Origin of the sequence: Paenibacillus sp. DS2015, from assembly GCF_050433705.1 — a bacterium.
In the GTDB taxonomy this organism is placed as follows: Bacteria; Bacillota; Bacilli; order Paenibacillales; family Paenibacillaceae; genus Paenibacillus_AQ.
In genome coordinates, this window is the sequence record NZ_JBNPWS010000009.1 from 132,092 (window position 1) to 146,015 (window position 13,924).

A 13,924-nucleotide genomic window follows, 5' to 3' on the forward strand; every position below is an offset into this window, starting at 1 on the left:
CGTTATTTGTGAGAACCTTTAGTATAGATACAGCGTGCGCCCGCGTCCCCAGTCGATTGTGGAGCCAGTTGCTTCTGAGATGAACCGGAGTGGGACAAGTGTATGTCCATTCTTAATCGTCGCCGGGACGTCAAGTATGGTCTTGTGACCATTTACAACGACGTTCTTTGAGTTGATTTGCATTTGGATCAGCATATCAGGTGAAAAGGCTTCAACGGTTTGAGTGCTTTGATTCCAGTTTAGCGTCAGTCCAGCTTGTTCAAAGAATGATTTGACAGGTACAAGCATTTGCCCATTTTGAATCATCGGCGTATTCTGACCGAATGATAGAAGTCTATGATCAAGACTTGCTTTTAATATCTGTGTATCACTCACTTTGACTTTTGAGATAACTGGCGCTACATCATCAATCAGATTTGTTGAAATGAAGGGTTGTCCATCTTTGATGAAGATGCCATCATTCGGTTGTAATTCATAGCTGTTTACATATATTTTATTGTTAAATGGCAATACCTTCATTGGTGTTTTACTATGGTTCAATTGAACGCGCTCTGAATAGGCGGCATTTACCAGAGTTCTCGTATCTAGATAACGTTGGTTACGTTTACCACGAAGAAGGACAACAATATAATCATGGTCGCCTTTGGTTACAAAACTAACAAGATTATAGCCAGATTTGCTTGTGTACCCTGTCTTTCCTGCTTGAACGGATGGTAAATAGTATGGACTCTTAGCCTGTAAAAGTTGATTGCTATTTTCCCATGTCTTTGTAATCGTGTGGCCACTCTTATTTCTGTAGCTTGTTGAATAGACGGGAGTACCCGCGATTTTTAAGAAAGCCGGATACTTTGCCACTTCTTTTGCAATAAGGGCAAGGTCTGCAGCAGTCGTATACAAGTTGGGATCATGATAGCCATGTGAATTTGTAAAAGATGTATGTGTTGCACCTAGTTCTTGAGCTTTTGCATTCATCAGTGTAACAAATTTCCGTTCAGTACCCCCAATATGCTCTGCAACAGCAATGGCAGCATCGTTACCGGAAGGAAGCAGCATAGCATACAGGAGTTGTTCAAGCTTCATCTGATCACCAGGTTTGATCCCTGCTTTTGAGCTATCGGCGGGGATGTTGATGGCATTAGAGCCAATGGTTACGACGTCGTTTAAATCACCCTGTTCGATGGCTAGGAGTGCTGTCATCAACTTAGTCGTACTAGAGGGATATAATCGTTGATTGGCATTCTTTGAAAAAACAGGTGTACTCTGCTTTCCGTCTTCAATAACAATACCTGCATATGCGCCAATCGCTGGATTGATCCGAAACGTATCTATGTAATCAAACGTTTCTTTCGGCAAGGAACCTATGGAGGGTGTTAGATTAACTGAAGGACTGCCCGATAAATAAATATCACCAGAACTTTCTTCAAAGGTAAGTCCAAGCAATTGAGCAACTTCTTGTAAAGGAAGATAGGAATCTTGCTTATAGGTAATGAGCTTACTTTGTGCTAATGATTCTTGACCGTTATAGGATATAAAATAGGATTCCTCATAGGCTTGTATGGTCCTTGGTGCGGTTATTGCGTTGGCTGTTCCGCTAGATAATAAAATAGATGCACTGAGCAAAATGATGAGAATGAATTGTATTTTACGAATTTTGTTCCAAACTCCCCTCTCAAAGATGTAGTTGATATGCTTCTTTACTTCGTTGTTATATTCAGTAACATGATCTGGAATCCCTTCTTTTTGTACTGAATTACTAACTGATAAGCTACATTACATGATAAACCTGGCTGAAAATCTAGATTAAATCATAATACTTTCTGCCTGCTCAGAAGAAAGAATAAATGCAACATAAAAAGACGTTGGGAACAATAGCTCCAACGTCTTTTTATGTTGCATATTCACCTTAGGCGATCTTCATCATTGGTCAATATCTATCAGCGCTACTTGGATTTAATTATTATTTAATACATTATCCTCTAATACAGCGAATTTATCTCCGTACTCTTTAATAATATGATTCTCACCCCAAGCACATAGGGAATTTAATATCGATTGTAAGCTCCATCCATATTCACTAAGTTCGTATTCCACTTTGGGAGGAACTTGATTATAGCTAATCCGATTCACGATACCATCTTGTTCTAATTCTCGCAGCTGTTGCGTTAACATTTTTTGGGTGATTGCGGGCATACTACGTTTTAATTCACTAGTACGTTTTTTTCCATAGGTTAAATGGCATAGGATCACACATTTCCATTTGCCACCGATTACTTCTAGTGTTGCTTCTACGGATATATTATATTTTTTTTTCATTTTGGTGTATTTTCTCCTATCTTATGTATAGGTACTTTTTAGTGCGTATATTACCTTTTGGTTCCTTGAGCACTTAAAAGTACGTACTGTTTATTTTGGTTCAAGTAATTCATAATAACATTTGCTGGCCGGTAATACCATACTGTAGGAGTGGAAGAAATGTCATTAGATAAGAAGAGAAGCACATTAGCACTTCTTGCACTAGCCATTAGTGCCTTTGCGATTGGGACAACAGAGTTCATCAGTGTAGGGTTACTCCCCCTTATCTCTGAAGACTTAAATATATCAGTCACAACATCTGCATTAACTGTAACTTTATATGCCTTAGGGGTAACTTTTGGAGCCCCTATACTAACGTCTCTGACCTCTAATGTCCCACGTAAGACATTATTGTTATGGATTATGATTATTTTTATAGCAGGCAATAGCCTTGCAGCAACTGCGAATGGAATTACCGTATTACTTATCGCTCGTGTCATCTCTGCGTTCGCACACGGTATATTTATGTCGATTGGTTCCACGATTGCAGCAGATCTTGTACCGGAGAATCGTAGGGCTAGTGCTATTGCTATAATGTTCTCTGGACTAACCGTGGCCACTGTAACTGGAGTACCCTTGGGTACTGTGATTGGGCAACATTTTGGATGGCGAGCTGCGTTTATAGGAATCGTTGCTATCGGTATCTTGGCTTTCATTGCAAACACGATTCTGGTTCCCTCGGATTTACGTAAAGGAACTCGAACACCGCTTCACGAACAGATTAAACTGGTGACGAATGGACGATTGCTTCTCGCATTCGCTATTACAGCTATAGGTTATGGAGGGACATTTGTTGTTTTTACTTATCTATCCCCGTTACTTCACGACATTACTGGATTTAAGGAAAGTACCGTAGCGATCATCCTTCTTATCTATGGTATTGCGATCGCCATCGGTAATATCATTGGGGGGAAAGCGGCTAATCGTAAACCTGTATCTGCTTTATTCTATATGTTTGCTTTACAATCTATTGTTCTTCTTATCTTAACATTCACGGCTCCATTCAAAGTTGCTGGCTTAGTAACGATCTTCTTTATGGGATTATTAGCATTTATGAACGTACCGGGGTTGCAAGTGTATGTAGTGATGCTGGCTGAACGTTATGCACCCAAAGCTGTAGATGTAGCTTCTGCTGTCAATATTGCCGCGTTCAATGCAGGTATTGCGATTGGAGCATACTTGGGTGGTATAGTTACTGACAAGATGGGGCTTATTCATACAGCCTGGGTGGGCGCATTGATGGTTCTTATGGCTGTCGTCTTAACAGGTTGGGCTCGTTCACTGGAAAGAAAAGATGAGGTTAAATTAGCTCAAGCATCATAATCATACATCATATTATGGAACGCAGTAGGGGTATGATATCACTAAACATTCGAATCGGAGGCTATAACATGACGACTAATTTACAAGATTCAACAACACTACACAATGGGATTCAGATGCCTTGGTTTGGACTAGGGGTCTTCAAAGTAGAAGAGGGCTCTGAACTAGTGAATGCGGTAAAGTCTGCTATTAAACAGGGCTACCGTAGTATTGATACAGCTGCAGTTTATGGCAACGAAAAAGGCGTTGGACAGGGCATCTCAGAAGTTATTGACGAGACCCCTCTCTCACGGGAAGACCTTTTCATTACTTCAAAAGTGTGGAATGCCGATCTTGGTTATGAAGCCACTTTGGCAGCTTACGAGACGAGTTTAACTAAATTAGGGTTGGAATATCTAGATTTATACCTCATTCACTGGCCTGTGGAAGGGAAATATAAAGAAGCATGGCGTGCTTTAGAAACACTGTATAAAGAAGGGCGTGTTAAGGCGATTGGGGTAAGTAATTTCCAAATTCATCATATGGAGGACCTAATGAAAGAGGCGACTATTAAACCGATGGTGAATCAAGTGGAACTTCATCCAAGATTAACTCAACGTGAGTTGAGAAGCTTCTGCAAGGAACAGGGGATTCAAATCGAAGCCTGGTCTCCATTGATGCAAGGTGAACTCTTAGATCAGCCAGACTTACTTGAAATTGCGAATAAACATAACAAATCCGTTGCTCAAGTCATTTTGCGCTGGGATCTACAACATGGCATTGTGACCATTCCTAAATCTACGAAGGAACATCGAATTATTGAGAACGCAGATGTTTTTAACTTCGAACTATCAAGAGAAGACGTAGCTCGTATTGATGGTCTGAATGAGAATCATCGTGTTGGCCCAGATCCAGACAACTTTGATTTCTAATATGAATTGAACAAAATCGCCATTTCTTTCAACTATGAAAGGAAGGGCGTTTTTGTTTGCGTTGAATCGGTTGCCTAGATTTTTGTTGCACCTTATGGGTAGGCGAATAATACGATGTAATATATGCACCGTGATATTAGCTAAAGAAAGGTGTGGTAATGATGACTGGACATATTAATCATTTTTATGTGGGGGGTAATACTGCCCATGGATTTGTGAGTTTGATGGAATCGTCACTTCAAGGTTTGGAGCGTCTGTTTATCCTGCAAGGGACGTCACGTACAGGGAAGTCAGATATGATTCGAACCATTGGAGATCATATGGTCTCCAATGGTCATGACATTTGGTTTATTCATTGTGCCTCAGACAATTCATCTCTAGATGGTATGGTCATTCCTCTCTTAAAAGTTGGAATCATCGTAGGAACTGACAGATATGTAATCCAATCGATGCTGCCGGAAATCGCCGTGGAATACGTGAATCTGGGAGAAGCTTGTGACTCGACTCAACTGAGAAATCAACAAGTTACAATTGATGATTTGAATAGACAAATCTCTCGCGCCTATCAAGATGCTTATGCTGGATTTGCAGAAGCACTCCGTATTCATGATGAATGGGAAGCGCTCTACATCGCAAACATGGATTTTCAGGCAGCTGATGAGCTAACGAAAGAATATATTGATGTTCTCTATGGTGACCGGAAACTCCAGAAGCAGAGCCGGGTGGACCATCGGTTCTTAGGTGCAGCTACACCCAAAGGTGCGGTGGATTTTGTCCCCAATCTGACAGAAGGCTTGAAAAGGTACCTCATTAAAGGGAGACCCGGTTCAGGTAAATCTACCATACTCAAGAAAATAGCCGCCGTAGGCATTGAACGAGGCTTCGACGTCGAGATCTACCATTGTGGCTTTGATTCTAACAGTCTGGATATGATCATCGTACGTGATCTGGAATTCGCGATATTTGATAGTACGGCACCCCACGAGTATTTCCCTGAACGTGTCACGGATGAGATTGTGGATATGTATACGCGCTGTATAATACCTGGAACAGATGAAGCACATGATGAAGCTATCATTCATATTAAGGAACGATACGCTGCACGAATGAAACAATCTATACAATACCTGGCAGAAGCTAAATCACTCCAAGATGAACTGGATAATATCTATGCCCAATCTATAGATTTCTCTCTAGTAGACCGAATTAGGGATGAAGTTCAAACGGACATCAGTTGTATATCCGCAATTGCTGACTAAGAAAGAAGAATAGTTCCTTCTAGTCGTCTGACCGCCTTTAGCTACTAAGAGATGACTTCTGAATTCAATCAGAAGTCATCTTTTTTCAATACATCATGTTGTATAGCTTATAAATGTGAGCGTAGATTACTAGCGGGAAATATTTGTAATAATATGGTTTCGAAAAAATAGAAATATAGTTTAGTATGACTGTATGTTATGAAGAATTTGGAGGTTGTTGTCATGGAGTCAGAACAAGATATTCGTTGGAAACCTGCTGTAGGAAGCTTGATGACCAGATGGGCTAAAGAGGTTAATCCGCAAACGGTATTGCCGGAATATCCACGACCACAGATGGTTAGAGATCGATGGATGAATTTAAACGGTCTATGGGATTACGCGATACGTTCTATAGAAGTTGATGAGATATCTGAATACGATGGCACCATTCTAGTTCCATTTCCTGTTGAATCTGCGCTTTCAGGAGTACATAAGTCTTTACTCCCCAATGAGAAACTGTGGTATAGAAGGGGATTCTCCATACCTGATTTGTGGAAGGGGCACAAACTTCTTTTACATTTCGGAGCGGTTGATTGGAAGACAGAAGTATGGATCAATAAACAAAAGGTGGGGGAACACACGGGTGGGTATTATCCCTTTACATTTGACATAACAGAATTTCTAAGCGATGGCGATAGTGAGAATGAAATTAGGGTGAGTGTATGGGACCCTACGAATACATATGGTCAAGAGAGAGGCAAACAGACGTTACACCCAAAGGGATTATTCTATACAGCCGTTTCCGGCATATGGCAGACCGTATGGATCGAACCTGTTCCGTTCCAGTATATTTCATCCTTTCGATTAACTCCTGATATCGATGCGAAAGAGCTATCCATTCATGTCGAAGCGGCAGGGGAGAATAAGAACATGGAGGTTGAAGCCATCGCTTACGAGGATGGGGAAATCATCGCCTCCGGTAGAAGTAGATTGGGGAATATCCTGAAGCTGAAGCTTTCTAATGTAAGACTTTGGAGTCCAGAGTCGCCATTTCTCTATGATATGACCCTCCGTTTGATGGAAGATGGTGAACCTGTGGATACCATTGCTAGCTATTTTGGGATGAGGAAATTTAGTATTGAACAATACAAGGATGGGTTGAAAAGGTTATGCCTGAATCGGGAACCCTTATTCCAACAGGGTGTACTAGATCAGGGTTATTGGCCAGACGGCTTGTATACAGCTCCTACGGATGAGGCCCTTGCATATGATGTAATCATGGCGAAAAATCTTGGCTTTAATATGATACGGAAACACATTAAGGTAGAACCTGCTAGGTGGTATTATCACTGTGATCGGTTAGGAGTTATTGTATGGCAGGACATGATCAATGGTGGAGGAGAGTGGAATAACCTACATCACCTTATTCTTCCAAATTTTTTAAGCGCACTCAAAGTGAAAGATAATAAGTACAAAGCTCTTGGCCGAGAGGAGAAGTCCAACCGGGAGCGATATCGTAAAGAATTAAAGGAAATGATCGATGCGCTTTATAATGTTCCTAGCATTGGAATGTGGGTGCCTTTTAACGAAGCCTGGGGTCAATTTGATGCTACGGAAACTGCGGAATGGGTAAAGGACTATGATCCGACACGCCCCGTAGATCATGCTAGTGGATGGCATGATCAAGAGGTGGGTGATATCAAAAGTGTCCATATCTACTTCCGTAAATTAAAAATGCCGAAGAAAATCAATAACCGTGCCGTAGTGATTTCTGAATATGGCGGTTACAGCTTACTTGAGAAGGGGCATGTATGGCGTGAAGGCAAGGGGTTTGGCTATAAGAAATGCAAAACAAGAGAGGGATTAAACACTGCTTATGCTGCTTTAATTAACGATCAACTCCAACCTCTAATCCTAAGAGGTGTTTCGGCGGCGGTCTATACTCAACTTACCGATGTTGAGACCGAGCTCAACGGTATCCTTACCTATGATCGGGAAATCATTAAGATAGACTCCGATCTATTGAAAGCGTTACATAAAGGATTGATTGAGGGGAGCTGAGGCCAATGATAGACAATCGCATTTCGGCAAAAAACTGGACATTAATATGGATCCTCGGGATGGCAGGACAAATATGCTGGAATATTGAAAACTCCTGGTTTAACACGTTTGTATACGATAAAATTGCTAAAGACCCTTCCATTATTTCTTGGATGGTGGGTGTAAGTGCTATTGTATCGACGCTGGCAACTTTCATTATAGGCACGTGGGGTGATCGGGCAGGTAGACGGAAGCCGTTTATTGTCATTGGTTATATATGCTGGGGCATATTTACGATGGCCTTCGGAGCCACGGAATTCCTTCCCACAGATCCCATAATCGTTGCCATTGTCGTTATTATAGCAGCCGATGCTGTCATGAGTTTCTTTGGCTCTACGGGTTATGACGCCGGGTATAACCCATGGACGACTGATATTTCGAATGTTCATAACCGAGGTAAGCTTGGGGGTGCCTTTGCGGCAATGCCGGTGTTGGCAACCATCTTCGGTGCTGTCGTATCAGGGATCATCGTTGATGCTTTTGACTTCTTTGCATTTTTTATTATTATGGGTAGCATTGTTACTCTTACAGGTCTGTTCGCCCTGTTTACTTTGAAGGATCATCCCAGTCTGAAGGCAAGAAAGAATACCGGTGGGTATTGGCGGCAATTTGCCGAGGTATTCCATATCAGAACGGTTATAAAGAACAAAGAGCTATTCTGGGTGCTTGTCATCAATTGTGTGTATTTTATAGCATTTAATGTGTACTTTCCCTATATCACTATTTATCTTAATAACTACTTGAAAATGAGCTATGCGCTGTCAGGGGCCTTACAAGGGATTGGTCTAGTCACTGCCATTTTCCTGACGATACCGGTAGCCAAATCTATTCATAAAGGGAAAACAGTGTCTATCATTCTATTCGCGGTAGTGGCGAACATCATCGGACTCATCCTGATTTCACTAACTTCCAATATAATCGTTCTACTGATCGGGATTTTCGGCGCTGGGGTAGGTTATGTACTCATTATTCAGACGATTACTGCATGGGTCAAAAACCTGTATCCGGAGCAACAGCGGGGACAATTCGAGGGCATCAAGATGATATTTGCCGTATGCCTACCGATGGTCATAGGTCCGTTTATCTCCAGTATAGTCATTCAGCGTTATGGCGTTCATATGGAAATAGAGGGTGTATCCGGTATGGTACCTACGGAGGCGCTATTCCTAGTTGCTGCCTTCATTACGCTCTTTACTCTTCTACCACTCATTCCGGCAGGCAAACAAGCGAAGAAACGCCTGCAATTGCAAGCTGAAACCGAGACAGACCCTAATTTGGAGGTGTAGATATGCAACAGAATAAGATAAGCTTACCTGGTAACTTGCTCGGCAACGAAGGTTCACTTCTTCAGCAAGGATATTCGACACAAGCCATATTAACTTATAACCGAGATGGTATTAAAGCGCGGCCTTGGCGGATTAAAGAGTGGGATTTCTATCAGGTCTCGAACGATGACTATTGTCTGCAATTGACGATTGGACATGTGTCATATGCAGGTAATATTTCGGTTAAATTGTTCGAATTTGCAACAGGGCAACATTATGAAATTACGAAAATGCTCGTTCTGCCCTTTAATCGACTGCGGATGCCGCTTTCAGCGGAGGATGGAGATTTGACCTACCGACGAAAGGATATGTTCATGGAGTTTCAGGTGTCGAACGGAGGACGGAGGTTGATTTGCAAAGCAATCGGAAAGGGCTCGCCTCCGATCGATGTTGATATTGAGTTATCCCAACCCGATCCGACTTCGCTTGTGATAGCTACACCCTTTGATGAACACCCTTCTATGTTTTACTATAATCATAAAATCAACTGTATGCCTGCCAGCGGTGTAGTGCATATCGGAGATACGGAGTACCGATTCGAACCTGATTCTTCCTTTGGTTTACTCGATTGGGGTAGGGGCGTATGGCCTTTCCGACAAGATTGGTATTGGGGAAACGGTAGCTGTTATGTGGATGGTAAACGATTCGGCTTCAATATCGGTCATGGCTTCGGGAATACAACCGCTGCAACGGAGAATATGCTGTTCTACGAGGGTACCGCACATAAGCTTGGTCAGGTGATCTTTGATTTATCTGCCGGTGGCTATATGTCGAAGAAACAAGTTACAAGTGATGATGGGAGATTCGAGATGGAGTTCACGCCCATCTACGATCAGATTACAGCAACGAAACTATTGTTTGTGGATAATAGCTGTCATCAACTGTTCGGTACTTTCACGGGGCAAGCCGTCCTAGATGACGGTAGAATCATAGAAGTGAAGAATATGGTCGCATTTATTGAGCATGCCGTGAATAATTGGTAATAGCTATGCTTCAATTATAGGATTAAGCCAATAGCCCCAGTCTGGAACTTCCAGGATGGGGCTATCGTTGGTTTCATTGGGTCAGGAGAACTTCTATCGAATATGAGGAAGCTGATCTGATGAGAAAGATAAGTCTTATAACCATCAAATATACTAAATTTGCATGCGGTATTCCGAAGGGGTCATCCCGACTCTTTTTTTGAATATTCGGCTGAAATATTTATCGTCCTGATAACCAACAAGATTGGCAATTTCGTACGTTTTTTTGATTGTTTTTATTAATAATGACTTGGCATGCTCGATGCGTACGTGGGTAATATAATCTGTGATATTCATAGATTCAACTTGCTTAAATAAGAAGCTTAGATAAACAGGAGATAGGAATACCTCTGTAGCAATAGCCTCAAGAGTTATGTTGTGTTGATAGTTTTCGCGTATATAAGCTTTCGTTTTTTCGATAACCACGTTTTTCCCAGATTTACGTAAATCTTGTGTCAACGCAAACAATTTGAATAAAAATCGGTGCATTAGCTGAGATAATTCATCGATGGTATTAGCATTGAAGATCCATTCAATGTCCTTCGTCGTGAGAAGTTCGTCTAATTGGAGTTGAGGATGCATTTCGACCATCGTATGGGTGGCTGCCATCATTTGCTGTAAGCTTAACATTTTTGTCTCATGCTGGTTAAATGCCTGATTCTTCAAGAATGAAATGAATGAAGCAAGCCAAGCGATTAGCCTACTTTCATTACAGACCCGTATGGACATGATAAGATCCTCATCTTCGAGAGGATGTTTGTCCTTGGTCATCGTGACGCAATCTTGTTCTCCCTCAAGATCGTCCATTACAATAATTTGATTTGCGCCCGTATAGTACTTATATTGCAATGCAATTTTGGCATTCTCGTAAGCCATCTTAGAGTCGTCCAGCAGGCTTGCATAGTGTCTTGATACCCCAATAGTAGCACCAAGCCGAAGCGTAGTTTGCAAATTTACAATGAGCTGTTGTAGTAACGCCCGAATGTGTGTGATTTGATCTTCACTATCGATATTGAACATCATGATGAATCTACGAGACTGCTCTTGGAACAACACTTTAGCATCCCATGCTTCAAGTGTTTCTTCAATTGTGTTACCGATGGCAAAATGGATAAGATGGTGATCCTCTACGCTGTATCTATCCAGCTTCCCCACTTCATCCTCGATCTCCAGCAAACAAACGCGGAACGGTCCGGAATGGATCTGGAGCTTAAGATACTCCGTCTTTTCACGGAATACACCTTGCTTTTGCTTCGCGCCGTGGATCAAGCTATGAAGGAAACGCTCCACCATAACCGGGAAGTTCTCCTTCATCTGTATTTTCAGCACATTCTCCATTTCCCATTCTTCTTTTACTCGTAGGATAACTTCAGTGAACCGGTCTAGATCAGGTGGTTTAAGTAAATAATCAGAGGCACCGAGCTGGAGTGCCTGCTGGGCATATGTGAATTCGTCGTAGCTGCTTAGAATAATGGATTTAAGGTGGATTTGACGTGCGGCCAACTCCCGAAGTAATTGTAAACCGTCCATTAATGGCATCTGACAATCCAAGATAATCAGATCAGGGCGCTTGGCTTCAATTAGTGCTAATGCTTTTACGCCATTATCTGCCGTCCCGAGCCATTCGAAACCATAGGCTTCCCACGGAATAAGCTTTCGTAATCCAATGCATACGATGGGTTCATCATCGATGATTATGACTTTCATATAGGCTCACCCATTCCTCTTCATTTTGGATCATAGGCATACAGACCGTGACAATTGTTCCTTTATCTATCGTGCTAGTGATACGTAACTTGTATTCTTCTCCGAATAGCATCGTTAGCCGTTCGTTGACATTCTTAATGCCGTATCCACCATTACTATTAGGGGACACCTCCAGTAATAATGCGACTTGTTGTTCCGTCATTCCTTTGCCGTTATCCTCCACTGTAAACAAGATCCTCCCCGAGGTCATACGGCCTGTAATTCTCAGGATGCCTTCTCGCTCAATGTGGGTGTTAAAGGCATGAATAATGGCATTTTCAACGATGGGCTGCAATAGTAATTTGGATGTCAGATATGGCTCCACTTCTGGATGAATATCATATTCGACCTGAAATCGTTGTGGGAATCGGGCGTGTTGGATGTGTACATAGGCTCGGATCTGATTAATCTCATTTTCTAACTTATAATAATCATTCCCGCGATTAAGCGATATACGAAATAGTTGGCTAAGCGATCGAACGACTTCTGCCGTATCATTATCACCATTGATTTTGGAATTAAGAAAAATATAATCTAGCGTATTGTACAGAAAATGGGGCTCAATCTGCGCCTGTAGCGTCTTGAGTTCGATCATCTTTTGGTTTGTTTGGCTAATATACACTTTTTGTATCAACTCGTTCAATTCTACTACCATTTGGTTATATCTTTGAGTTAATAGACCGATCTCGTCTTTGGACTCAACAGACACCTTCTGGTTGAAATCTCCTCTCTTGAAATCGTTCATTGACCGCAGCAATTTCCGAATGGGTGAGGTCACGTTACGAGATAAGAACACCGAAAGTAGCCCAACGATCAACAAAAGGGAAATAGAAGCAATTAAAGTGATCCGCAGTAGAACTTGATGTTGGCTACGTATCTCTTTTAAGGGTGTTAGACTGACCACGCTCCAACCGTAAGGTTTAACAGCGGCGGTGGAAATGTAGTAATCCCTGTCATTCACATGAATAACGGGATCGGACTCCGGGTTTATTAATTTTTTCTTAAATGCAAGATCCCCATCGCGGTAATATTGAATATCACGCGTACTTTGATTGCTTGCAACCAGATTGTAATTATCATCAATTAACAACAGCTGAGTGGTCTCGCTAATGTCAATATCTTTGATAGAATTGAGCAGTGCCTCGCGGCGTATCCCCATAAAAAGCATACCCAGTTTCTGGTCTGAATCATATATATTAGTAATCCGACGACCTATCATAATTTCGTTGTATTGTTGCAAATATGGAAACAGAGGGTCGCTTGAGAACATCCAGTTCGCTTCTCCTGCTTTAGCTGCCGTTACGATATAAGTCGGTGATTCTATTAATTGTTGATAAGGAATGACTTCTCTATAGAACTCGTTGAAATCTCGGAAAAGAAAGCCGTTCTCTCCGTATACGATGATGAAGGAGATGTAGTTTTTGGCTATCTTTAGATTGGACAAGTAAGATAACATCGTTTGTTGTGAGAGATTATATTCGTCGGGCCTTGATTGATTGAGCAGATTTTGAAACGTTTCATTATTCATAATATAGGAAGAAATATCTTGTACATCGTCTAGCATCAACTTGATGTTACTTTGTATAAGACCGATGGTCTGGTTCTGGTGGACGAGAACTTGTTTCTCTAGCAAATTGGTGGAAGTAAAATAAGAGAATATGCCCAGACTTAGCAAGGGGATGAGCACCACAATAATAAAGTAGAAGAAGATCCTAGTTTGAAGTTTATGGAACAGTTTCATCGTGAGCCTCCACTGAAAGAACAACATAGATGTTTAGCATGGTAAGCTTAACAAAAAATGAATGCGGTTACAATCGTCGACTCATCTTGTTGTAGAGAGTGCTAGAAAATGTCCACCAAATCTTGAAATTGTCTCATTGTGAGGTGTTTACATCACAGTATAAGAT

10 protein-coding genes are annotated in these 13,924 nt (G+C 41.6%); 6 read left to right on the forward strand and 4 right to left on the reverse strand.

All coding sequences use genetic code 11. The features are described 5' to 3' along the window. Positions 1-18 precede the first annotated feature (18 nt). The gene (locus tag J2T13_RS10760; protein WP_429371054.1) at positions 19-1,620 is read right to left on the reverse strand and encodes a stalk domain-containing protein; all 1,602 of its coding nucleotides are present in this window, start codon (positions 1,618-1,620) and stop codon (positions 19-21) included. 330 nt (positions 1,621-1,950) lie between these two features. Then, positions 1,951-2,313 (reverse strand): winged helix-turn-helix transcriptional regulator, encoded by a 363-nt coding sequence (locus J2T13_RS10765; protein ID WP_429371056.1) that lies wholly within the window; start codon positions 2,311-2,313, stop codon positions 1,951-1,953. Positions 2,314-2,472: 159 nt separating this feature from the next. On the opposite strand from J2T13_RS10765, the gene J2T13_RS10770 reads away from it, so the two are divergent. The 6 genes from J2T13_RS10770 to J2T13_RS10795 all read left to right on the forward strand — a co-directional run bounded on the left by J2T13_RS10770 (position 2,473) and on the right by J2T13_RS10795 (position 10,232). Continuing rightward, positions 2,473-3,675, forward strand: coding sequence for an MFS transporter (locus J2T13_RS10770; RefSeq protein WP_429371058.1), 1,203 nt, complete (start codon positions 2,473-2,475; stop codon positions 3,673-3,675). A gap of 68 nt (positions 3,676-3,743) precedes the next feature. Next, positions 3,744-4,586 carry an aldo/keto reductase gene (locus tag J2T13_RS10775; protein ID WP_429371060.1) on the forward strand — a complete coding sequence of 281 codons (843 nt, stop codon included), beginning with the start codon at positions 3,744-3,746 and terminating at the stop codon, positions 4,584-4,586. A gap of 161 nt (positions 4,587-4,747) precedes the next feature. Beyond that, positions 4,748-5,845, forward strand: a complete 1,098-nt coding sequence (locus J2T13_RS10780; protein ID WP_429371118.1) for a PRK06851 family protein — start codon at positions 4,748-4,750, stop codon at positions 5,843-5,845. A gap of 222 nt (positions 5,846-6,067) precedes the next feature. Then, positions 6,068-7,885, forward strand: a complete 1,818-nt coding sequence (locus J2T13_RS10785) for a glycoside hydrolase family 2 protein (RefSeq protein WP_429371062.1) — start codon at positions 6,068-6,070, stop codon at positions 7,883-7,885. A gap of 5 nt (positions 7,886-7,890) precedes the next feature. Further along, complete coding sequence (locus J2T13_RS10790; protein ID WP_429371064.1) at positions 7,891-9,210, forward strand: MFS transporter; 1,320 nt, start codon at positions 7,891-7,893, stop codon at positions 9,208-9,210. 2 nt (positions 9,211-9,212) lie between these two features. After that, positions 9,213-10,232, forward strand: coding sequence for a DUF2804 domain-containing protein (locus J2T13_RS10795; protein WP_429371066.1), 1,020 nt, complete (start codon positions 9,213-9,215; stop codon positions 10,230-10,232). A 153-nt stretch (positions 10,233-10,385) separates the two neighbouring features. Here J2T13_RS10795 and J2T13_RS10800 read toward each other — a convergent pair whose 3' ends face one another. Both J2T13_RS10800 and J2T13_RS10805 read right to left on the reverse strand, forming a co-directional pair. After that, positions 10,386-11,978, reverse strand: coding sequence for a response regulator transcription factor (locus J2T13_RS10800; protein WP_429371068.1), 1,593 nt, complete (start codon positions 11,976-11,978; stop codon positions 10,386-10,388). Continuing rightward, positions 11,956-13,758 carry a sensor histidine kinase gene (locus J2T13_RS10805; RefSeq protein WP_429371070.1) on the reverse strand — a complete coding sequence of 601 codons (1,803 nt, stop codon included), beginning with the start codon at positions 13,756-13,758 and terminating at the stop codon, positions 11,956-11,958. Before J2T13_RS10805 ends, J2T13_RS10800 begins: the two co-directional genes overlap by 23 nt. Between the last annotated feature and the right edge of the window lie 166 nt (positions 13,759-13,924).